Raw genomic sequence first — 21,516 nt, 5'->3', positions numbered from 1 at the left:
CCTCGAGAGGTGAACGCGCCGTTCGGAAGAGAAGGAGCTAGCGGCCGATCGCCGCGGCCATCACGCGGACGGCGGAGATCAGGCCGTCGATCAGGTTGCCCTGACGGAACGACGCCAGCGCGGCGGTGACGCCCAGCTGGCAGATGCGATCGTTGGCGCGCTCGGCGACGTTCGCACCGGACCGCACCTCGATCGCGCCCTGGTTCGGCGAGACGGCGATGAGTACCGAGTCGGCCGCCTCGGGGGTGTTCGGCAGGACCGCGTCCGCGCCGGCCGCCGGGTCGTTGCCGAGGTCGCCGAGGTAGATGTTGAAGCGGACCTTGGTCGCGCGGGTCGCTTCGGTGAGCGCGTTGTCGAGCATGATGCGTTCACGGTCGGTGAACGGCACCTCGTCGAAGACGGTGCCCGACTCGTGCACGCCCGAGACCCGGCCGCTGCTGGTCAGCGCGGACCCGTGCGGCAGGTCGGCCTCGACCACCGCGGGCCACTTAGAACTTGCCACTTGCCCGGCCTCCGATCAGCTCCGCGTTCGCGGCTTCGAGAGCCGCATGGCTGCCATGCGACTCGGCGGTGTGGTGACCCGCCGCAGCGGTCACCTCGTCGGTAGCGCTCCACAGCACCGGCGAGTGGGTCCACTTCTGCCCGAGCGCGAAGTGGGCCGGCTTGTCACCGGGGAATGGCTTACCGAGATAGGACAAACCCGCGATCGCGAAATAGATCGCGGCCGGGATGCCGACGAAGATCAGCACTGTCTCGAGAATGCTCACGGTCCAACGGTAGACGATGCTGTGTAGTAGTTCATCCTCCGGCTATCCCGAACGTCCGCGTGTCCGGCGTGATCAGACCAACCAGGCCGCCGCGTCGGCGGGCAACCGGTCGTCGACGATGGGCGCGCTGGCCAGCAGCACCTCTCCCGGCGGCAGCTGAATCGGCCCGTCGGAAGCGTTGAGCACGCAGACCAGCCCGCCCGGCCTGCGGAAGGCCAGGCAGCCGTCGGGGCTGCCGTACCACTCGATCCGGTCGCCGGCGAACTCCGGCCTTGTCCCGCGCAGATCGATCGCCAGCCGGTACAGCGACAGCGTCGAATGCAGGGTCTCCAGCTGGGCTTCCACGGTGCGGTCGGCCCAGTCCGCTGGGATCGGCAGCCACGCCTGCTCGGCGGCGGTGAACCCGAACGGTGTGCTCGCGCCCTCCCAGGGAATCGGCACCCGGCAGCCGTCACGGCCGCGCTCGGTATGCCCCGACCGCTCCCACACCGGATCCCGCAGCGCGTCCTCGGGCAGGTCGTCGACATTGGGCAGACCGAGTTCGGCGCCGTTGTAGACGAACACCGCGCCGGGCAGCGCCAGCTCGACCATCATCATCGCCCGCGCCCGCGCCACCCCCGTTTTGCCGCCGCCGTACCGGGTGACCTCACGCTCGATGTCGTGGTTGGACAGCGTCCAGGTCGGTGGCGCGCCGACACCGCTCACCGCGTCGAGGGAGAACGTGATCGCCTCGCGCACGCCCTCGGCGGTGAAGGGGACCTCGGCGAGGCGGAAGTTGAACGCCAGGTGCAGTTCGTCCGGGCGCACGTATTCGCCGAAGCGGGTGTTGTCGTCGACCCACACCTCGCCGATCGACACCGCGTGCGGGTAGTCGCCGAGGATCGTGCGGATGCGGCGATGGATGGCGTGCACACCGGGATTGTTGAAGCGCAGATCGTCGTCGTCGTGGACCAGCATCTTGGTCTCGACCCTGGCCATGTCTGGCAGGCCTTCCGGCTTGGCCATGCCGTGGGCGACGTCGATACGGAAACCGTCGACCCCGCGGTCGAGCCAGAATCGCAGCGTCTTCTCGAAATCGGCGGCGACCTCGGGGTTTTCCCAGTTCAGGTCGGGCTGTTCCGGCGCGAAGATGTGCAGATACCACTGCCCGGGCGTGCCGTCGGGTTCGGTGACCCTGGTCCAGGCCGGGCCGCCGAAGATGCTCGGCCAGTTGTTGGGCGGCTCGGTGCCGTCCTTCCCGCGACCGTCGCGGAAGATGTAGCGGGCCCGCTCGGGGCTGCCCGGTACCGCATCCAGCGCCGCTGTGAACCACGGGTGCTCGACGCTGGTGTGGTTGGGCACCAGATCCATCGTCACCTTGATCTCGCGGTCGTGCGCCTCGGCGATCAGCTCGTCCAGCGCGGCCAGCCCGCCGAACAGCGGGTCGATGTCGCGCGGATCGGACACGTCGTAGCCGCCGTCGGCCTGCGGCGAGCGCATCACCGGGCAGATCCACAGCGCGTCGACACCCAGTAACTCCAGGTAGCCGAGCTTCTCGCGAACGCCGCCCAGGTCGCCGACACCGTCGCCGTCGGAGTCGGCGAACGAGCGGGGATAGACCTGATAGAACACGGCGGTTGTCCACCACGGAGCGGTGCTTTCTTCCCCCGGCACCGGCGAGGCAGGTGTCTGTGTCACATCGGCAATATTGCCAAAGATTGCCCGTGATATTCCTGTGGCGCGAGACTTTCTTCGAATCCGGCAAATCACCAGCGTTTCGCCACGCCGGGCCGAAACACCGGGGTAAACCTCGGCATCGACCCGAAACCGGCCCGTCACCTGCCGCTCATCAGCGAACGCGCGGCACCCACACCCTCAGCCGGGCGCGTTTTGCAGGGATGCCGCCGCCATCTGGAAGTAGTCCATCAGCGTCTTGCGGTGTTCGTCGTCCAGGATCGATGGCTCGATCTCGCCGACGGCGATCGTCATGCACCGTATCCAGGCGTCGCGCTCGAGCGGGCCGATGACGAACGGGTTGTGCCGCATCCGCAGGCGCGGGTGCCCGCGCTCGTCGGAGTAGGTGCGCGGGCCGCCCCAGTACTGTTCGAGGAACATGCGCATCCGGCGCTCGGCCGGGCCGAGGTCCTCCTCCGGATACAGTGGGCGCAGGATCTCGTCGGCAGCGACCTCGCGATAGAACACGGACACGATGCGCCGGAACGTCTCGGCGCCACCCACCGCTTCGTAGAACGAGGTCGTTGTCTGCTCACCTGAAGTCACGAGGTCCATTGTGCCCCGATGAGCCTGCGGGCGGCCCGGCGGCAGCCTCGGTCACGAACACATGGCCCTTCAACCACAGTTCACCCGAAAGTTTGAAAAATAGCCGTGCAATACCGGCTCAACCATGGTCAACTGGGGGGCAGTATCGGCCCCAGATACCACATGATCCTGCCAATCATGAAATTGAGGTCAAGATGAAGCAGCGACCAGGCGCCCGGTCACACGAGGCGCGCGCGCACCGACAACTCCAGCCCGCCGACGTCCACAACCGTGGCTCGGGGGCCATTCCGCTGCATATCTTGTCCGATCACCATCCGGGCGCACACGGTCATCACGACCTGCCGCATCACCCCGCGCCACTGCATCTCGCCGGAGACCATGACGCCGCCGCGTGGCGCAAACGCCGGGTCCTCCTCCTCAACGCCACCTACGAACCGCTCACCGCGCTGTCCGCGCGCCGCGCTGTCGTGCTGCTGATCTGCGCCAAGGCGGACGCGGTCCACGACAATCCCGAAGCTCCGGTCCTGCATTCGGCAGGCGCCGCGGTGGCGATTCCCTCCGTCATCCGGCTGCGCACCTATGTGCGCGTGCCCTACCGCGCCCGCGTCCCGATGACCCGCGCCGCTCTCATGCACCGCGACCGCTACCGCTGCGGGTACTGCGGCGGCAAAGCCGAGACCATCGACCACGTGATCCCCCGCAGTCGCGGTGGCGAGCACTCGTGGGAGAACTGCGTCGCCAGCTGCGCCCCGTGTAACCACCGCAAAGCAGACAAGATGCTCACCGAGCTCGGCTGGACCTTGCGTCATCCCCTGGTCTCACCCAAGGGCCCGCACTGGCGGCTGCTGTCCACCACCGCCGACCTGGATCCGATCTGGTTGCAGTACCTGGGCGAAGGAGCCGCCTGATCAGGCGCTTTCGATGACCATCGTGGCCCGGGTTCCCGGTTCGAGGGCTTCGAAGATGTGCGGTAGATCGCCCAGGTAGCGGATGTAGTCACCTGGGCGCATCTCCACGGGCTCGTCCGCGGGGCCGACCATGGCGCGGCCGGCGGCGAGGACGACGTGCTCGACGACGCCGGGGGTGTGCGGGTCCGAGCGGCGGATGTGGCCGGGTTCGGCCGCGATGCGATAGACATCACAGCGAGTGTGCGACTGACCCGCTGCGAGCAACGTCACCCGGTAGTCGGCATCGGCCGAGGGGACCGGCGCGCCCTCGTCCGCGCGAATCACCTGGACATTGGGACGAGGCGGGTCAAGCAGTCGGCTGAACGGCATCTCCAGGGCGACGCACAGCGCCCACAGGGTTTCCAGGCTGGGATTGCCGGTGCCCGATTCCAGTTGCGACAGTGTGGATTTCGCGACGCCTGCCCGGCTCGCGACCTCGGTCAGCGACAAGCCTGCGCGCGCGCGTTCGCGGCGCAAGGCCGCCGCGATCACCGCTTGGGGTGGTCCGGCGACCGGGTCCTGCCGGTCCATCGACGCCTCCTGGGGGCTGACGGTATTCGCGTTGACTTTACCCAGCGCTGGCGTTCAATATGAGAAACATGCGTTCGATATGGCGAACACTCGATCGGCGAACCGTCACCGCCGTGGCCGCGGCCTGCCTGGCCGTCGGCCTGTTCGGCGTGTCCTACGGCGCCTCGACGATCGCGGCCGGATTCCCGGTGTGGATGCCGATCGTGATGGCGGTGACGGTGCTGGCCGGCGGGTCGGAGCTGCTGTTCTTCGGCATCGTCGCCGCCGGTGGCAGCCCGCTCGCGGCCGTGGTCGCCGGTCTGCTGCTCAATGCCAGGCACCTGCCGTACGGGCTGTCCGCGCCCGAGGTGTTCGGCAGTGGCTGGAAGCGGGTGCTCGGCATCCACGTCCTCAACGACGAATCGGTGGCCTTCGCCACCGCGCCCGGCGATCACGAGCGCAAACGCGCCGCGTACTGGGCCTGCGGTATCGGTGTCGCCCTGAGCTGGCCGCTCGGCGCGACGCTGGGCGCCGCACTGGGCTCGCTCGTCCCCGATACCTCGGCGCTCGGTCTCGACGCGGTGTTCCCGGTGATCCTGCTCGCGTTGATCCTGCCCGCGCTGCGCGATCGCGCCACCCTGCGCCCGGTGCTGGTCGGCGCCGCGCTCGCGGTGGTCGCCGCGCCGTTCGTGCCCGCCGGGCTGCCGGTGCTGATCGCGCTGCTGGGTCTGGTGTTCGCGCTGCGGCCGCCGGAGAAGCACAGTGAACCTGCGGCACAACCATGCTGACGCTCCACACTCGGGCATCCGCCCGCACCGGTCGCACGCCCGGTTCGGAAGGGAACGTGCCTCGGCGGACACCGCTGTCCGGCGCGTCCGACGCGGACCGGCGGACACCACGGTGGCGGTGCGTATCGTGAATGCGCCGTACCTTCTCCCCGCGATGCTCGCTCTTGCTGTCGGCACCTACGCGCTGCGCTGGGCCGGTCCCGCCCTGCGGCATCGACTTCGCCTGTCGCCCAGGACGATCCATCTCCTGGACACCGGCGCACTGATCCTGCTCGCGGCACTGGTGGCGACCGCCACGCTGCCGACCGGTTCCGGCGAACTCGGGGTCGCGCTGCCCGCCGGGGTCGCGGTCGGCGGGGTCCTCGCGTGGCAGCGCGCGCCACTGCTGGTCACTGTGCTCGCGGCTGCGACGACGACCGCCTTGCTCCGGCTCGCGGGCATTCACTGATCGCGTCGTCGACATCGGTTGATGTCCGACCGGACTGGCACCATGTCGCCCGTGACGACGAATGAACGGCCGATGCCGCCCTTGAACGCCGACGAGCGCACGACCATGGAGGCGTGGCTCGACTTCTACCGCGCAACGCTGGCGCTCAAGTGTCAGGGGCTCGACGATACCCAGTTGCGTATCGCCGCCGCACCGTCAGCACTGACCCTGCTCGGCCTGCTTCAGCACATGGCCGAGGTCGAACGGAACTGGTTCCGCAGAGTCCTCGCCGGGGAGCCGGCGCCGCCGATCTACGACCCGCACGCCGATACCTCGGGACACGATGGCGGGTTCGAGCTCTCCGACGACTCGTCCTACGACAACGCCCTGACGACCTGGCAGGACGAGATCGCCTACGCCCGCCGCCATTGCGCCGCACGCGAGTTGGACGACACCAGTCCGTTCATGGACAGCCGGGTGAGCCTGCGCTGGATCTACACGCACATGATCGCCGAGTACGCCCGCCACTGCGGCCACGCCGATCTCCTTCGCGAACGCATCGACGGAACCACGGGCGTATGACCCGCGGCGCGCGACGTCAGCTGGGCGACAACGGGATTCCGCCGCCCAGGCGACGGGCGACCGAACCGTAGCGGGCGTCGAGACGCAGCCAGGTACGAGTGGCGCGGACGCGGACCAGTTCCGTGGGCTGGATGCGGCGCGATTCGGTCTTCTCCCCCGCATGCGGGATGAAGTCCATGGCGGTGAGCGCGAAGACGACGCGCATCGGGACTTCGACCGAGATATCACCCGCGCCGGTGACCGTGAGTACCGACTGGTCGAGCAGCGAGGCGGGCGGGCCGTGGGCGCCGCCGTGTTCGCGGGCCACCTCGGCGCCACGCTCGGCCAGTTCGACCAGCGCGCGGGCCGGGACGTCGTCGATGTGGGTGAAGCCTTCGGTGGGCGGCAGTGCGCCGCGCCACGCCGAGTCCATCGAGTAGCCGAGGTCGACCGGGTGACCGGTGCGCAGTCCGGCCAGCACCATGTCGGCGCCGACAGTGACATCGTCGACGCCGAGCTCGGCGGTCACGGTCCGCACCGCGAGGGTTTCGAAACCTGTTGCGACCCAGGCGGAGACGAGGCTGGAGCCGCGCCGTCGCAGCCGCACGACGGCGGCGGGGTCGAGCCGGATCGCGCGGGTGAGGAAGGTGGCCAGGTTCTCGCGTTCGGCCGGGTCGGGTGCGTGCAGCACCCGCTGTTCGGAATTCACGGACGTCTCAGGCCCGCCACAGTGCGAGATAGTCGCGCTCGGTGTCGCTGAGCCTGCGCAAACGCTGGGTCTCGATGTCGAACGCGGCGAGCTGGGTGGTCGCGGTGACCGCGGGCGACGAGTCCGGCGCGGCGCCGCTGGCACGCACCTCGTAACCGATCGTGAAATCGACCGCCCGCAGCTGCTTGACCCACATGGCGATGTCGAGCGGGGTGTCCTCGTGGCGCAGCTGGCCCCGGTACTTCACGTGCAGGTCGACCAGCACGCAGCCCTGCCTGCCCATCGACGCCGTCGGCTTGTCGTCGTCGAACAGCCACGGAATCCTGGCCTCTTCCAGCAGCGTCACCATCCGCGCGTGGTTGACGTGCTGGAACACGTCCATATCCGACCAGCGGATCTCGACCTTGGCGTGAAAACGCTGCGGCAGAACCAGGTCCGCCGCGGGCGCGGCCGCGTTTCCGTTCGGCGAGCTCGTCACCGTGGTACCTCCGATTGGGCGCCCACCCCGCTCACCATGCTCCGCACCTGTCGCGCGGCGACCGACAGTGTGGCGAGGTCGTGGGTCCCGGACTCGAACAGTTCCGACAGCGCCGCGCGCGCACGGCCGAGCCGGGACTGGTTCTTCGACTCCCAGTATGCAATTTTCTCGTCGGCCGTCTCCTCCGGGTCACCCCCGGACAGCACATCCAAGGTGAGCGAGCGCAGCGAACCGTACATGTCGTCGCGCAGGGCGAGCCTGGCCAGCGCGTGCCAGCGGTCGCCGCGTTCGAGGTGGCTGACCGCCTCGAGCAGCCAGTCGATCTTGAGGTGCTCGTTGAGCGCGTAGTACAGCGCGCCCACCTCGGCGCCGTCGCGGTCGGCGATATCGGCGATGTCGACCACGTCCAGCAGCGGGTACAGGCTGAGCAGGCCGAAGACCTCGGTCGCCAGCTCGGTCGGCGCGCCACGGGCGATCAGCTCGGCCGCGCCCTGGGTGAGCGAGGTGACGTGGTGTCCGCGCAGCCAGCCCGGCACCTGCGGCGCCAGCTCCTGCACCCGGCGGTGGTACCGGTTGATCTCCGCGCCGACCGCGATCGGCTGCGGCCGGTTGCTCAGCAGCCAGCGCGAGGCGCGGTCCAGCGTCCGCTTGGATTCCAGTTCCAGCAGATCACAGACACCGGCGGGGGCATCGGCGCTGCGGATACGTGCCCACACGTCGCGCAGCTCGAAGATCTCCGAGGCAGCGGCGAACGCGCGGACGGTGTCGGAGGTGCTGGCCCCGACCTCCTCGTTGAGCCGGTGGGCGTAGGTGATGCCGCCGTAGTCGACGACCTCGTTGACGATCATCGTGGTGACGATCTCGCGGCGCAGCCGGTGCCTCTTGATCTCGGCACCGAACCGCTCGCGCAGCGGCGTCGGGAAATACATCGGCAGCCGTCGCGCGAAGTAGACGCTGTCGGGCAGATCGGTCTCGAGCAGATCGGCTTTGAGCCCGAGCTTCACATGCGCGAGCAGGTTCGCCAGTTCCGGCGAGGTGAGGCCGCGGCCCTCCTCCCCGCGCCGCTTCAGATCGACCTCCGAAGGCAGCGCCTCGAGTTCCCGGTCCAGGCCGCGGCGCTGTTCGAGATCGTCGATGACCCGGCCGTGCACGCTGACCATCTGCGGCGCGTCGGTGCGCGCGATGCCGATCAGCGCGTTCTGATCGACGTTGTCCTGCAACACCATCCGCGCGACCTCGTCGGTCATCGAGGCCAGCAGCGGATTGCGGTCGGTGGGTGCGAGCGCGCCCGCGCTCACCACGCCATCGAGCAGCACCTTGATGTTGACCTCGTGGTCGGAGCAGTCCACACCCGCAGAGTTGTCCAGGGCGTCGGTGTTCATCTTGCCGCCCGAGCGGCAGAACTCGATCCGGCCCAGCGCGGTGGCACCGAGGTTGCCGCCCTCGCCGATCACCTTGACCCGCAACTGATTACCGTCGACGCGCACCGCGTCGTTGGACTTGTCACCCACCTCGGCATTGGATTCGGTGCTGGCCTTGACGTAGGTGCCGATGCCACCGTTCCACAGCAACTGCACCGGGGCGAGCAGGATCGCGCGCACCAGTTCCGGCGGCGAGAGCGCCTGCACCGCGTCCGGCAGGCCGAGCGCGGCCCTGGCCTGCGGCGAGATCGGCACCGACTTCACGGTGCGCTCGAACACCCCACCACCCGCGCTGATCAGGCTGCGGTCGTAGTCGGCCCACGAGGAACGAGGCAGCTCGAACAGTCGCTCGCGCTCGGCGTAGGAGGTGGCGGCGTCGGGGTTCGGGTCAAGGAAGATGTGCCGGTGGTCGAACGCGGCGACCAGCCGGATGTGGCGCGAGAGCAGCATGCCGTTGCCGAAGACGTCACCGCTCATGTCGCCGACGCCGACGGCGGTGAAGTCCTGGCTCTGGGTGTCGATGCCCATCTCGCGGAAGTGGCGCTTGACCGCCTCCCACGCGCCCCTGGCGGTGATGCCCATCGCCTTGTGGTCGTAGCCTGCCGAACCGCCGGAGGCGAACGCGTCGCCGAGCCAGAAGCCGTAGCTGGTGGCCACGTCGTTGGCGATGTCGGAAAAGCTGGCGGTGCCCTTGTCGGCGGCGACCACCAGGTAGGTGTCGTCGCCGTCACGGCGGACCACCCGGGCGGGCGGGAGCACCGCGCCCGTGGCCAGGTCGACATTGTCGGTGACGTCGAGCAGCCCGGAGATGAAGGTGCGATAGCAGGCGATGCCCTCGGCGACGCTCGCCTGCCGGTCGGCGGCCGGGTCGTCGGTGGCGGCGGGCGGGCGCTTCACCACGAAACCGCCCTTCGCGCCGACCGGAACGATCACCGCGTTCTTCACCGCCTGAGCCTTCACCAGGCCCAGGATCTCGGTGCGGAAATCCTCGAGCCGGTCCGACCAGCGCAGGCCGCCGCGAGCCACCGAACCGAAGCGCAGGTGCACGCCCTCGACCCGCGGCGAGTAGACGAAGATCTCGAATTGCGGTCGCGGCTTGGGCAATTCGGCGATCTCGCGCGGTTCCACCTTGAACGAGAGGTACTCGCGCGGCCTGTCCTCGGCGTCGACGACGTAGTAGTTGGTGCGCAGGGTCGCCTTGATCAGACCGAGGATGGCGCGCAGGATGCGGTCGGCGTCCATGCTGACCACTTGGTCGATCCCGGCCCGCACCTTCGTCTCGATCTCGGCGGCTGCCTCGGCCGAGACGGTGGCCGGATCGAAGCGTGCCACGAACAGGTCGACGAAGGCGCGCGAGACCTCGGGATGGGCCAGCAGCACCCGGGCGATGTTGACCTGGCTGTACGGGAAACCGGCCTGCTGCAGGTACTTCGCGTACGCGCGCAGGATCGCCACCGAACGCCACGGCAGACCGGCCCGCAGCACCAGTTCGTTGAGTCCGTCGGCCTCGGCCCGGTCGTACCAGACCGCCTCGAACGCATCGGTGAACCGGGAATGCAGCTCGTGGCTCGCCTGCTCGAGCAGTTCGGCGTCGAGATCACCGCCGAGCGCGTTGCGCAGCAGCTCGGGCCTGGCCTGCAGGCCGAAATCGTAGATCCAGCGCTCGGCGCCGCCGTCCATCTCCAGCTGATAGGGCCGCTCGTCGACCACCTCGACGCCCAGGCTCTGCAGCACCGGCAGCACCTGGCTCAGCGAGACGGCCGCGCCGGCGATGTAGAGGCTGAAGCGCCACGAGCCCGGCGCGGCCTCGGGCCTGCGATACAGGTGCTGGCCGATGCCGCCCTCGGTGAGCCGTTCCAGCCTGCCGATATCAGCCAGCGCTCGCGCGGGACCGAAGTCCTCCTTGTAGCTTTCCGGGAACGCGTCCGAATACCGTTTCACCACCGCGGGATCCAGCACGGTGGAGGTGGCGACCTCGTCGTCGATCCGGTCGTCCCAGGTGTGGCTGGCCGCGTTCAGCAGGCCCTGCAGGCGCAGCCGGTTGTCCTCGGAGGTGTCGGGCGCCGCGGTGGCATCGGCAGGCAGCGTCACCGTGAAATACACACTGGCGAGCTCGCTTTCGCTCACCCGCGCCGAGTAGTCGATGTCGGCGCCGCCGAGCTCGCGGACCAGGATCTCCTGCATCTGCAGGCGCACGGCCGTGGTGTAGCGATCCCGCGGCAGATACACCATGCAGGCGACGAAACGGCCGTATCTGTCGCTGCGCAGGAACAACCGCACCTGCCTGCGCAGACCGACGCCGAGCACCGCGACGGCGGTGCGGCGCATCGCCTCGGTGTCGGCGGAGAACAGTTCGGTGCGCGGGAACGACTCGATCACCTCGAGCATCGCCTGCCCGGAGAAGGAGTCCTTGTCGAATCCCGCCGCCTCGATCGCGGTCCGCACCCGGGTGTTGATGACCGGGATGTCGAGCACGTTCTCGTGCACGGCGCTGACGGTGAACACACCGATGAACAGGTGCACGCCCGCCACGGTGCCGTCGTCGTCCACATCGGCGACACCGATGAAGTACGGGTACACCGAGCGGTGCACGGTCGCGCGGACCAGGCCCTGGGTGAGCATCAGCAGCGGGCGGTCGCCGCCGTTGAGCGGCACCTGGAAGTCGGTGCCGGTGTCGGCGCGCAGCACCCCGAGACTCACGCCGGGCACCGGTGTCGACACGGTATGGCCGTGGTCGATCTGGCGGTGGTAGCGCGCGTAGCCGAGCAGCGTGAAGTTGCCGCGGGCCAGCCAGCGCAGCAGCTGCGCGCACTCGGCCAGGTCGTCGGCCGGGAACGGACCCGCGGCCGCGGCCGCGGTGCGGTCGAGCTGGTCGGCCAGCGAGCTCTGCACCTGGGTCATCGCCTCGGTGTCGTCGATGACCTGGCGGACGTCGGCGAGCACCGCGGGCACGGTCCGCTCGATGTGGTCGAGCTGGGCGCGGCTGGTCGACGGATGCAGCTGCAGGTGCATCCACGACTCCGGCTTCCCGGTCTCGCCGTTGGCGTCGACCTCGTGCGGTGCCGCGGTGACCAGCACGCCGTGCTCGTCGCGCGTGACCTCGAAGATCGGGTGGATGACCTCGGTGACGCTGACCTGCATCCGGGTCAGCGCCGCGGTGATCGACTCGACCAGCAGCGGCATGTCGTCGGTGACCACCTGCACCGCCGCACCCATGCTCGACCCGTCGTCGGGATGGTAGACCCGCACCAGCGCGGTGTCGGCGGGGCGTTCGGCGGCCAGCTCCATATGCCGGCGGAAGATCTGGTTGATGCCGGTGACCGGGAAGTCGGCGTCACCGGCGTCGACGTGTCGGAAGTACGCTCCCTCGAGTGTCGCGAGTTCACCGCGCAAGCTTTGCGGCATTCCCGCGGCCCACGCCGCGCTCGACATTTCCGACGAGACCGTCATCGTTTTCGCCCACTCCCATGGATTCGGTTCGCTTCGATTCCGCAATTCAGGTGACGCAAATTCGAGACTAGCCGCGGGTACTTGGACACGCGGAAGGTTTTTCGCCTTGCCGCGCCGGTAACTTGGCCAACGTTCGGTGAACGCGGGACATGACCCGGCTACCAGTACTTTTCGCGCACCGACGACGACGGCCCGGCAGGGATCGATCGTTCACCGATCGACCCCGCCGGGCCGTTGTGCGCGCCGCGAATCAGTCGCGGGTCAGCTTGCGGTGGGTCACCCGGTGCGGGCGGGCCGCTTCCGCGCCGAGGCGCTCGACCTTGTTCGCCTCGTAGGCCTCGAAGTTGCCCTCGAACCAGAACCACTTGGCGTCGTTGTCGTCGTCGCCCTCCCACGCGAGGATGTGGGTGCAGGTCCGGTCGAGGAACCAGCGGTCGTGGGAGATCACGACGGCGCAGCCGGGGAACTGATCGAGCGCGTTCTCCAGCGAGCTGAGGGTTTCCACGTCGAGGTCGTTGGTCGGCTCGTCGAGCAGGATCAGGTTGCCACCCTGCTTGAGGGTCAGCGCGAGGTTCAGGCGGTTGCGCTCACCACCGGAGAGCACCCCGGCCGGCTTCTGCTGATCCGGGCCCTTGAAGCCGAACGCGCTGACGTAGGCGCGCGACGGCATCTCCTGGTTGCCGACCTCGATGAAGTCGAGCCCCTCGGAGACGACCTGCCAGACGTTCTTCTTCGGGTCGATGCCCGCGCGGTTCTGGTCGACGTAGCTGAGCTTGACCGTCTCGCCGACCTTCACCTCGCCGCTGTCGGCCGATTCCAGGCCGACGATGGTCTTGAACAGCGTGGTCTTACCGACGCCGTTGGGGCCGATCACACCGACGATGCCGTTGCGCGGCAACGTGAACGACAGATCCTTGATCAGTTGACGATCGCCGAAGCCCTTGTCCAGGTTCGACACGTTGACCACGATGTCGCCCAGGCGCGGACCCGCCGGGATCTGGATCTCCTCGAAGTCCAGCTTCCTGTGCTTGTCGGCCTCGGCGGCCATCTCCTCGTAGCGACCCAGACGTGCCTTGTTCTTGGCCTGGCGGGCCTTGGCGCCGGAGCGCACCCACGCCAGCTCGTCCTTGAGGCGCTTCTGCAGCTTCTGGTCCTTCTTGCCCTGGACCTCGAGACGCTGGGCCTTCTTCTCCAGGTAGGTGGAGTAGTTGCCCTCGTACGGGTAGGCACGACCACGGTCGAGCTCGAGAATCCACTGCGCGACATTGTCGAGGAAGTACCGGTCGTGGGTGACGGCCAGCACGGCGCCCTGGTAGGAAGCCAGGTGCTGCTCGAGCCACAGCACACTCTCGGCGTCGAGGTGGTTGGTCGGCTCGTCGAGCAGCAGCAGATCGGGCTTGCTCAGCAGCAGCTTGCACAGCGCGACACGGCGACGCTCACCACCGGAGAGGTTGGTGACCGGCTCGTCCGGCGGCGGGCAGCGCAGCGCGTCCATGGCCTGCTCGAGCTGGGAGTCGACATCCCACGCGTCGGCGTGGTCGAGGAACTCCTGCAGCTTGCCCATCTCGTCCATGAGCTCGTCGGAGTAGTCGGTGGCCATCAGCTCGGCGATCTCGTTGAAGCGATCCAGCTTCACCTTGACCTCGCCGAGGCCCTCCTCCACGTTGCCGCGGACGGTCTTCTCCTCGTTCAGGTGCGGCTCCTGCATGAGGATGCCGACCGTCGCGCCCGGCGCGAGGAACGCCTCGCCGTTGTTCGGCCGGTCCAGTCCCGCCATGATCTTCAGCACGCTGGACTTACCGGCGCCGTTCGGGCCGACCACACCGATCTTGGCGCCGGGCAGGAAGTTCAGCGTCACGTCGTCGAGAATGACCTTGTCGCCGTGCGCCTTGCGAACCTTGATCATCTGATAAATGAACTCAGCCATATACGGAAGCCTATCGGTGCGGGTAACGGGGGTGAGATGCGGAGCGGGCCGGGGTGCCGCGGAGCGACCTCAGGCGTCGACCTGCTCGGGCATGCCTGAGATCGGCACCGCAACCGGCGATCGCGCCGGGAGGGAATCCGCCGCGGTCGTAGAGGCTACGGCAGTGGGTGCGGTCGACGCATACTCGGCCACGTCCTCGGACGGGACCGGGTGTACAGCGCCGCGGCGATCCGAAATATTCCGCACCGCGTGGGGCGCCGACCGGGCGACGTCGGAGCGGCGAACGATCGACGCGCTGCACCGCCCCAGATCAGGACCAACGGCCACCGCGCGCATCTCCAGATCGCGGCGTTCGGTGCCGTCCTTGCCACGGTACTCGTGCGAGCGCAGCTGACCGTAGGCGATCACCGGATCGCCCCGGTGCAGCGACCGGTCCACCCCGGTCACCAGCCTGCGCCAGCACGACACCGTCAGGTAGAGGGTCCCGTTGTCCACCCATTCCCCCGCCGCAGCGTCGAAGCGGCGGGAATTGCTCGCCATCCGGAATGTCACCACCTGCTCGCCGTTGGTGAGATCACGCCGTACCGGATGGGTGACCACCGTGCCGATCACCGTCGCATGTGCCTCGTACATCGAACCAGCCCCCGATCGGTCGTTGCTGCTCTGACCATCCAAGGATGGCTCGTCGCCGCGCGGATCGGGAGGCCGTGCCGGTAGCTGGGGACAACTTCGACAGTTGTGGATATCGCCCGTGTCAGAGCACGGGAAGCTCGGTGTTCGCCCCGCACAGGACGACGATCGGCCGCACGCCCTGCTCCGGGCGGTACACGCCGCTCTGCACCGCGGCCAGAGCAGCGGCACCTTCGAGTTCGACGACGACGCGAAACTCACGCCACAGGTATTCGCGGGCCGCGGCGATCGCGTCGTCGGCGACCGACAGCACGGGCATCCGGTTCCTGCGGGCGATCCCGAAGGCGATGTCACCGACCCGTGTCGCGCACAGCAGTTCGGAGCCCGCCTGCGCGTCGATATCGACCGGCCCGCCTGCCGCCAGCGCGGCCGACAACGCCGGGGTGTGCTCGGCTTCCACGCCGACGATGTGCCTGCGTCTGCCCAGTGCGGCGCCGAGGCCGGCGATCAGGCTGCCCCCGCCGATCGCGGCCAGCACCGGCGGCCTGCCCCGCACCTGTTCTTCCAGCTCGAGGCCGATGACGCCAGCGCCGGCGACCACCGCGGGCATGTCGTAGGCGTGCAGATGCGCGGCGCCGCGTTCGGCCGCCAGGGCGACGGCCTTGCGCTGGGCCTCGGCATAGCTCGTGCCGTGCCAGAGCACCTCGGCACCGTGCGCCCACATCGCCGCGACCTTGGTGTGCGGTGCCGATTCCGGGACCACCACCGTGCACGCCTTGCCCAGCTGCGACGCGGCCAGCGCGACCGCGATCCCGGCATTGCCGCCGGAGGCGACGACGACATGGTCGGCGCTCGCGTCGGCGGCGAGCAGCGCGTTGAGCGCGCCGCGCACCTTGAACGTGCCGCCGTGCTGCAGGAACTCCAGCTTCAGCGAAACCGGCACCGGCCCGTCCGGCCCGTCCACGCTGGTGTGGAACACCGGTGTCTTGCGCACCCGGCCGGCCAGCCTGCGCCGCGCCGCCCGCACATCCGTGCGGAGCACCCGCGGCGGTTCGGCGCGGTCGGTCGATTCGCTGATCGGCACACCGCATCGACTCACCGGCGCACCTCGCGGTCGCGTCGCGCCAGCTCGGCGTACATGGCGTTGTAGGCGGTCAGCTCGGCGTCGTTGTCGCGGTCGGCGGCCCGGTCGGTGCGCTTGGCCAGCCGCTGGTCGCTGCGTGACCACTGGATCAGCAGCGCCAGCATCACCACGACCAGCGGCACCTCGCCACTGGCCCAGGCGAAGCTGCCGCCGTTGCGCTGATCGGCAAGCAGGTCGATGTTCCAGCCGAGGCCGAGGGTGCGGTAGAACCAGCCGCCGAGCACCGTGGTCATGCTCATCAGCGCGATGCCGAAGAAGGCGTGGAACGGCAAAGTGCCGAACACCATCCCCAGCTTGGTCAGCGGCGCCACCTCGCGCGGCTTGGGATCGATGCCGATCACCACCCAGTAGAACAGGTAGCCGCTGAGCAGGAAGTGCGCGTTCATCATCAGGTGCGCGGCGTGCGAGTCGACCGAGGCGTCGAAGATCCCGCCCAGGTACAGCGCGTAGAACCCGGCGACGAAGATGATCGAGGCGACGACCGGCTGGGTCAGGAACCGCGAGACCGGGTTGTGCACCGCGGCCAGAATCCACTCGCGCGGACCGGGCACGCCCTCGCGTCCGGCGGGCGGCAGCGCCCGGAGCGCGAGCGTCACCGCGCCGCCGAGTGCCAGCAGAATCGGTGCCAGCATCGACAGCGCCATGTGCGCACCCATATGCACGCTGAACATCGCAGGCGCGTAGCGGCCGACACCCGAGGACGTGGCCAGCAGCAGCACCAGGCAGCCGCTGCACCAGGCGATGGTCCGCCCGACCGGCCAGGCATCTCCGCGCTTGCGCAGGCGGTAGACCCCGAGCAGGTACAGCGCGGCCAGCACGATGGCCAGGGTTCCGAAGATCAGGTCGAACCGCCAGTCGAACAGCAGCCTGCTCACAGTCGGCGGCCCGGCGAGGGTGTAGCCGAGTTCCACTTCGACCGGCGTCGGAATCGACGTGGGCGGCGGTGGCGGGGTGCGGCCGAGGCCGACAGCCAGACCGATGGTGGCAGCGAAGATCAGCATCTCCACCCCGGCGAACCGGATCAGCGCCCTGCGATCACCCGGGTCGGCGGTCAGGGCGGGCAGCGCGGCCCTGCGCTGCAGATAGCCGATCACGCCGAGGACCAGCAGCGCCGCCGCCTTGGCGAGCACCAGCTTGCCGTAGGTGGTGCTGAACAGGTCCGACGCAGGCAGCCGCACCCAGGCGTTGATCACGCCGCTGAGGCCGATGACGACGAAGGAGATGGTCGCGGTGAGCGAGAACCGCCGCGCCGCCACATCGACGCCGGGACCGCCACGCAGGGCGTAGGCCAGCACCGCGACCAGGCCGCCGACCCACACCGACGCCGACACCATGTGCAGGATCAGCGAATTGGTCGCCACATCGTGGGCGCCACCCGAGGACGAATGCCCGGTCAGCGCCAGCGGCATCATGGTGATCAGCGAGCCTGCCAGCAGCAGGGGCGTCCAGCCCCAGCGCAGCGCCAACCGGCAGCCGATGGCGACGATCAACGCGAACAGTGTCGTCGTCCGCCAGGCGCCCGCCACCTCGACCTGCGCGATCACCGGCCACAGCACCTCCGGCCGCCAGATGTCACCGACCGGCTGACCGGTCGTGTCCGACACCGTCAGCGGCACGAGCAGCGCCGCACACGCGGCCCAGACCAGCGCGGCGTCCGAGGCCCGGCGCACCGCGCGGTAGCCGCCAGCCTCGAGCAGTCCGCTGTCGCGCGGGGGCAGCAGGAACGCGGCGAACAGCAGCGAGCCGACGGTCACCGCGGCGGCCAGATCGGCCACCGAACGCAGCGCGGGCAAGCCATATGTTGTCAACGGCCCCGGATCGGGTATACCCAGCAGGCTCAAGGCTTGCGCCGCGGACAATCCGACCACGACGGCCGCGACGAAGGCGGCCATCGCACCCGCGACGACACTGAGCACCCGGAAGGACATGGCGTTCCCTGTCGGCGCCGCCCGACCCGCTTCCACCGGTGGCGCGCCGTCCTCGGCGAGTCCGGCGGCGGGGTCCTGCGATAACGACATGACAACGAGGGTAGTTCGGCATGCCCGGAGCCGCCCCGATGGGGCGTCGCTCCCGACCACGGATCTCGATCTGGTCGGTCGCTATACTTTTCGCGCTGGACACCGGGGCCGAGTTCGGCCAAGGTGGATGCCACTGCCTCCGTAGCTCAGTTGGATAGAGCAAGGGCCTTCTAATCCCTAGGTCGCAGGTTCGATTCCTGCCGGGGGCGCAAAGCGGCCCTGACCTGTGAGAACATCAGGTCAGGGCCGCACAAAGCTCGCAGCACAATGCTCCACCAGATAGGAACTTTCGTAGTTGGACTGGGCGAATGGCCCAGGATTTCGACGATCTCGAAGAGCTGTTGGAGGACTTTGTCGGCGAGCTCCGGCAGACAAACAGGTCCAAGGGCACCATCGACACCTACAGCCGCGACATCCAGTACTTCCGCAAGTACCTCATGGCACAGGGCCTGCCGACAAACACCGCGTCGCTGACCAAAGAAGCGATCGGTGGCTACACAGAGCACACCCTCAACCGGCCTAACCAGCGGACCGGCAAGCCAGTTACACTCGAGTTCGCGCATCGGAAGTATCGCAGCCTGCAGCAGCTCTGCAAGTATCTCCTCCGCGAGGAGCTGCTCGACGCCAAACCCGTTCACACGGATGAGCCCACCTACCGTCCCAGACAAGCCGGTGCCAGTACCCGCCATCGATGCTCTGAAGAAGCTGCTGACCGCCTGCGATGGAACCGAGTTCGAGGATCGTCGCGACGCCGCCATAATCCGGCTCCTCGCTGACACCGGTCCACGCATCGGCGAAATCGCTCCGCTCAAGGTCGACGCCATCGACTTCTCAGAGAACACCATTCTGGTCCTCGTCCTGTGGCTGTCCGCGCTGGTCGGCGTCGGCCTAGCGGGGGTCTATATGGGCGTGTACCTCCAGGAACTGATCGCCGCACGCCTGCCCGATGCCGCCGCTTCGCAGATGCGCAAGAGCACCGTCATTTACGACCTCTGCGCCTTGCCGCTGGCCGTCCTCGTCTACGTCTACATATCGCGTGATCAGCTTGCGGTTCTTCGCGGCTTGCGCAAGGGCAGACGCTACGGCGAGGCAAGGCTCGCGCGGGTGCGGTCGCGAACACTGTTCTGGGGCGAGCTGTGTGCGATGAACACCCTTCTGTTCGCGGTCTTCGGAACCGTGATAGGGATGATGCTGCTTATTTGGCCAACCGACCTCCCGGCGCGGCTGATGGTCCATGCGGCAACGACTGGTCTGATGACGGGCGCCAGCTCGGTCGCCTACACCTTCTTCCTTTCCACGTTCTACCTCGTCCGTTGCGTCTATCCCAGCTACCTGCGCCACGGACGCACGACCGAGCGCGACTCCGCCGACCTGCGCTGGCTGCGCCGGAGAACCACGGTCTATCTCGCGGTGACGGCGTCGGTGCCGCTGATCGGGGTGCTGACCGGATTCAGCTTTCTCGAACCCGAGGAGCTTGCGGACGTGCGCGATTCGGTCCTGGGGTTCTGTGCGGCCTCCGGGCTCGCGTTCATCGCCGTTTATTGGCTGTACAGGAAGCTCGATGCAGACCTGCGCGCGCTCGAGCGGGTGGTCTAGCAAATCAGCCGCGACCTGCCCGCTGATACCTGCGCCGGCTCCTCCGCACTCCCTCGGCAGGAACGTTGCGCTATCCAGTACTCACCTCACACGTCATGCTCGTCGAGCCAATGCGAATCTCGGTCCCTACCCGCAGCACCTCATCACGGTTCACCCGCAGTCCGTTGAGAAAAACGCCGTTGGTCGATTCCAGATCCCGCAGCACCAGTCCGTTGGGACTGGGTGCAATCTCGGCGTGGTAGCGGCTCACCTTCGGGTCGTTGAGCAACAGGTCGTTGTCCGACATGCGGCCGATCCGGATGCCGGCAAGTGGCACATCCAGAACCCGACCGTCGTATAGGCGCAGCCGGCAGCGCTTCATCTTTGCGGGAAACTCGGCCTTCGTCGTAGCCATCTCGAGAGCGTCCTTTTCGCGTTCCCTACCCTGTCCGATCGTCTCCTGGCGCAGCACCTGTTGTTCGAGCTGAGTCAGCTCCGGGCTCGGATCGATGCCGAGTTGCTCGGAGAGAATGGCCCGTACCTTGCGACACTCCTCAAGCGCGTCGGTCTGCCGCCCTGACAGGTACAACGCGGTGATCAGCTGACCCCACAGCGGCTCGCGTAGCGGCTGCTCGTTGATGAGCGACCGCAGCTCGCCGATAACAGCCGATGCTTTACCGCAGCCGATGTCGGCCTCGATCCGCGCCGACGCAGCCTGCCACCGGTCCTCGTCGAGGGCGGTCGCGAACTCGTCGGCGAAGGACAAGCCGCGCAGATCCGCCAGGGCTTCGCCCTTCCACTCGCTGAGCGCCGACCGGTAGAGGCCCGCCGCGGCGGCCGGACTGGTCGCGCGGGCGGCCGCAGCCCGCGCCATCTCGAACCGCCCGACATCGCACTGCTCCTCGGTGATGTCGAGCAGATACCCCGGAGCAACGGTCCGCAGAATCCGCTCGGCCTCGATCTTTTCCGCCCGCAGCGCCTTGCGAAGATTCGATACCGAAACCTGCAGGCTCGCCCCGTACGTCGTCGGTGGGTTCCCGTCCCACACGGCATCGGCCAAAGCAGTCGACGAGAACACCCGGCGTCGGTGCACGACCAGTGCCGCAAGGACCGCGCGCGACTTACGCCCCCCGATCGGTAACGATCGGTTGTTGACTAGCAGCTGCACCGGGCCGAGCACGCGCACGTCCACGATCGAGACACTACTCCACACGAACGGGCCGATCGACCAAGCACTCGAAGCGGCCTTCACCCCTACTACGCGGGGGCGAAGGCCTCTATCGACTGGTCTCGCTCCAGTATTTCGAATTGAGCGCGGCCATACGCTGTTGCTCGAATTATCTAGAACAACGCTCCGCGATCACCCGAATTGAGTGCGTTGCCGCCTCAGCCGCCCGGGGCCAATTGTGTTGGCCCTACCGTTTCCGCCGGGCGCCGGTGCGGGCCCAGGGTTTGGCGCACGAGCCGGACCGGGCTTCCGGTCCGGCTTTGGATCGCCCCGGTGCGGCGTTCCCCTTATTTGCCGTTGCCGTTGCCCGGTGTTCCCTTGTCCGGCGTATCCGTGCCCGGCTTATCCGGCGTACCCGGTGCCGGCTGCGGCGCGGGCTGCGGTGCCGGCTGCGGTGCGGGCTGCGGCGCGGGCTGCGGCGCGGGCTGCGGCGCGGGCTGCGGTGCCGGCTGCGGTGCCGGCTGCGGTGCCGGCTGCGGCGCGGGCTGCGGCGCGGGCTGCGGCGCCGGCTGCGGCGCCGGCTGCGGCCGCGGTGCGGGCTGCGGTGCGGGCTGCGGTGCGGGCTGCGGTGCCGGCTGCGGCGCGGGCTGCGGCGCCGGCTGCGGCCGCGGTGCGGGCTGCGGTGCGGGCTGCGGCGCGGGCTGCGGCGCCGGCTGCGGCCGCGGTGCGGGCTGCGG

General features: G+C 68.5%; 20 protein-coding genes and 1 tRNA gene. 7 read left to right on the top strand and 14 right to left on the bottom strand.

Annotated elements, in window-relative coordinates; translation table 11 throughout:
* Window positions 1–37 precede the first annotated feature (37 nt).
* The 4 genes from ACFWF2_RS28245 to ACFWF2_RS28230 form a co-directional block, all read right to left on the bottom strand.
* Entirely contained in the window at window positions 38–502 is a 465-nt protein-coding gene (locus ACFWF2_RS28245; RefSeq protein ID WP_379310481.1) for a DUF5130 domain-containing protein, read from the bottom strand.
* Window positions 489–767: a hypothetical protein gene (locus ACFWF2_RS28240; protein ID WP_379030216.1), complete on the bottom strand. Its 279-nt coding sequence runs from the start codon at window positions 765–767 to the stop codon at window positions 489–491. The genes ACFWF2_RS28245 and ACFWF2_RS28240 overlap by 14 nt, the downstream gene beginning before the upstream one ends.
* A 72-nt stretch (window positions 768–839) precedes the next feature.
* Window positions 840–2,444 carry an alpha-amylase family glycosyl hydrolase gene (locus ACFWF2_RS28235; RefSeq protein ID WP_379310480.1) on the bottom strand — a complete coding sequence of 535 codons (1,605 nt, stop codon included), beginning with the start codon at window positions 2,442–2,444 and terminating at the stop codon, window positions 840–842.
* Between the two features lie 177 nt (window positions 2,445–2,621).
* On the bottom strand, window positions 2,622–3,035 hold the full coding sequence (locus ACFWF2_RS28230) for a globin (RefSeq protein WP_379310479.1): 414 nt from the start codon (window positions 3,033–3,035) through the stop codon (window positions 2,622–2,624).
* A 185-nt stretch (window positions 3,036–3,220) separates the two neighbouring features.
* Here ACFWF2_RS28230 and ACFWF2_RS28225 point away from each other — a divergent pair, with 185 nt between their 5' ends.
* Window positions 3,221–3,934 (top strand): HNH endonuclease, encoded by a 714-nt coding sequence (locus ACFWF2_RS28225; RefSeq protein WP_379082009.1) that lies wholly within the window; start codon window positions 3,221–3,223, stop codon window positions 3,932–3,934.
* Here ACFWF2_RS28225 and ACFWF2_RS28220 read toward each other — a convergent pair whose 3' ends face one another.
* Window positions 3,935–4,504: a helix-turn-helix domain-containing protein gene (locus ACFWF2_RS28220; RefSeq protein WP_379310477.1), complete on the bottom strand. Its 570-nt coding sequence runs from the start codon at window positions 4,502–4,504 to the stop codon at window positions 3,935–3,937.
* Between the two features lie 68 nt (window positions 4,505–4,572).
* On the opposite strand from ACFWF2_RS28220, the gene ACFWF2_RS28215 reads away from it, so the two are divergent.
* The 3 genes from ACFWF2_RS28215 to ACFWF2_RS28205 all read left to right on the top strand — a co-directional run bounded on the left by ACFWF2_RS28215 (window position 4,573) and on the right by ACFWF2_RS28205 (window position 6,280).
* Complete coding sequence (locus tag ACFWF2_RS28215; RefSeq protein ID WP_379310476.1) at window positions 4,573–5,271, top strand: AzlC family ABC transporter permease; 699 nt, start codon at window positions 4,573–4,575, stop codon at window positions 5,269–5,271.
* A gap of 127 nt (window positions 5,272–5,398) precedes the next feature.
* Complete coding sequence (locus tag ACFWF2_RS28210; RefSeq protein ID WP_379310485.1) at window positions 5,399–5,719, top strand: AzlD domain-containing protein; 321 nt, start codon at window positions 5,399–5,401, stop codon at window positions 5,717–5,719.
* A gap of 51 nt (window positions 5,720–5,770) precedes the next feature.
* Window positions 5,771–6,280 carry a DinB family protein gene (locus ACFWF2_RS28205; protein WP_379310474.1) on the top strand — a complete coding sequence of 170 codons (510 nt, stop codon included), beginning with the start codon at window positions 5,771–5,773 and terminating at the stop codon, window positions 6,278–6,280.
* A 16-nt stretch (window positions 6,281–6,296) separates the two neighbouring features.
* Here ACFWF2_RS28205 and ACFWF2_RS28200 read toward each other — a convergent pair whose 3' ends face one another.
* The 7 genes from ACFWF2_RS28200 to ACFWF2_RS28170 all read right to left on the bottom strand — a co-directional run bounded on the left by ACFWF2_RS28200 (window position 6,297) and on the right by ACFWF2_RS28170 (window position 17,946).
* Window positions 6,297–6,968, bottom strand: coding sequence for a hypothetical protein (locus ACFWF2_RS28200; RefSeq protein WP_379310473.1), 672 nt, complete (start codon window positions 6,966–6,968; stop codon window positions 6,297–6,299).
* 7 nt (window positions 6,969–6,975) lie between these two features.
* Window positions 6,976–7,401, bottom strand: coding sequence for an acyl-CoA thioesterase (locus ACFWF2_RS28195; protein ID WP_379310483.1), 426 nt, complete (start codon window positions 7,399–7,401; stop codon window positions 6,976–6,978).
* Between the two features lie 41 nt (window positions 7,402–7,442).
* Window positions 7,443–12,317: an NAD-glutamate dehydrogenase gene (locus ACFWF2_RS28190; RefSeq protein ID WP_379310472.1), complete on the bottom strand. Its 4,875-nt coding sequence runs from the start codon at window positions 12,315–12,317 to the stop codon at window positions 7,443–7,445.
* Window positions 12,318–12,567: 250 nt separating this feature from the next.
* The gene (gene ettA / locus ACFWF2_RS28185) at window positions 12,568–14,244 is read right to left on the bottom strand and encodes an energy-dependent translational throttle protein EttA (RefSeq protein WP_379310471.1); all 1,677 of its coding nucleotides are present in this window, start codon (window positions 14,242–14,244) and stop codon (window positions 12,568–12,570) included.
* Window positions 14,245–14,313: 69 nt separating this feature from the next.
* Window positions 14,314–14,877: a single-stranded DNA-binding protein gene (locus tag ACFWF2_RS28180; protein WP_379310470.1), complete on the bottom strand. Its 564-nt coding sequence runs from the start codon at window positions 14,875–14,877 to the stop codon at window positions 14,314–14,316.
* Between the two features lie 121 nt (window positions 14,878–14,998).
* Entirely contained in the window at window positions 14,999–15,973 is a 975-nt protein-coding gene (locus tag ACFWF2_RS28175; RefSeq protein ID WP_379310469.1) for a serine/threonine dehydratase, read from the bottom strand.
* Entirely contained in the window at window positions 15,970–17,946 is a 1,977-nt protein-coding gene (locus tag ACFWF2_RS28170; protein WP_379310482.1) for a cytochrome c oxidase assembly protein, read from the bottom strand. Before ACFWF2_RS28170 ends, ACFWF2_RS28175 begins: the two co-directional genes overlap by 4 nt.
* Window positions 17,947–18,171: 225 nt before the next feature.
* Between ACFWF2_RS28170 and ACFWF2_RS28165 the strand changes: the two genes are divergently transcribed.
* The 3 genes from ACFWF2_RS28165 to ACFWF2_RS28155 all read left to right on the top strand — a co-directional run bounded on the left by ACFWF2_RS28165 (window position 18,172) and on the right by ACFWF2_RS28155 (window position 19,632).
* A tRNA-Arg gene (locus ACFWF2_RS28165) sits at window positions 18,172–18,245 on the top strand.
* Window positions 18,246–18,344: 99 nt separating this feature from the next.
* On the top strand, window positions 18,345–18,812 hold the full coding sequence (locus ACFWF2_RS28160) for a hypothetical protein (protein WP_379310468.1): 468 nt from the start codon (window positions 18,345–18,347) through the stop codon (window positions 18,810–18,812).
* A complete protein-coding gene (locus ACFWF2_RS28155; RefSeq protein ID WP_379310467.1) occupies window positions 18,709–19,632 on the top strand; it encodes a site-specific integrase in 924 nt (307 codons plus the stop codon). The genes ACFWF2_RS28160 and ACFWF2_RS28155 overlap by 104 nt, the downstream gene beginning before the upstream one ends.
* 70 nt (window positions 19,633–19,702) lie before the next feature.
* On the opposite strand, the gene ACFWF2_RS28150 is transcribed toward ACFWF2_RS28155, so the two are convergent.
* Together ACFWF2_RS28150 and ACFWF2_RS28145 are read right to left on the bottom strand one after the other, a co-directional pair.
* Window positions 19,703–20,803, bottom strand: coding sequence for a BTAD domain-containing putative transcriptional regulator (locus tag ACFWF2_RS28150; protein ID WP_379310465.1), 1,101 nt, complete (start codon window positions 20,801–20,803; stop codon window positions 19,703–19,705).
* A gap of 323 nt (window positions 20,804–21,126) precedes the next feature.
* A partial coding sequence (locus tag ACFWF2_RS28145; protein WP_379310464.1) for a hypothetical protein occupies window positions 21,127–21,516 on the bottom strand: 390 nt, incomplete at its 5' end.

Source organism: Nocardia sp. NPDC060259, assembly GCF_042728775.1.
Classification (GTDB): Bacteria; Actinomycetota; Actinomycetes; order Mycobacteriales; family Mycobacteriaceae; genus Nocardia.
This window is presented reverse-complemented; position numbering and strand designations above follow the sequence as displayed.

Coding starts and splice junctions, on each gene's coding strand:
- ACFWF2_RS28230 (WP_379310479.1), bottom strand. CDS start 3,035: ATGGACCTCGTGACTTCAGGTGAGCAGACAACGACCTCGTTCTACGAA.
- ACFWF2_RS28225 (WP_379082009.1), top strand. CDS start 3,221: ATGAAGCAGCGACCAGGCGCCCGGTCACACGAGGCGCGCGCGCACCGA.
- ACFWF2_RS28220 (WP_379310477.1), bottom strand. CDS start 4,504: ATGGACCGGCAGGACCCGGTCGCCGGACCACCCCAAGCGGTGATCGCG.
- ACFWF2_RS28215 (WP_379310476.1), top strand. CDS start 4,573: ATGCGTTCGATATGGCGAACACTCGATCGGCGAACCGTCACCGCCGTG.
- ACFWF2_RS28190 (WP_379310472.1), bottom strand. CDS start 12,317: ATGACGGTCTCGTCGGAAATGTCGAGCGCGGCGTGGGCCGCGGGAATG.
- ettA (WP_379310471.1), bottom strand. CDS start 14,244: ATGGCTGAGTTCATTTATCAGATGATCAAGGTTCGCAAGGCGCACGGC.
- ACFWF2_RS28180 (WP_379310470.1), bottom strand. CDS start 14,877: ATGTACGAGGCACATGCGACGGTGATCGGCACGGTGGTCACCCATCCG.
- ACFWF2_RS28170 (WP_379310482.1), bottom strand. CDS start 17,946: ATGTCCTTCCGGGTGCTCAGTGTCGTCGCGGGTGCGATGGCCGCCTTC.
- ACFWF2_RS28160 (WP_379310468.1), top strand. CDS start 18,345: ATGGCCCAGGATTTCGACGATCTCGAAGAGCTGTTGGAGGACTTTGTC.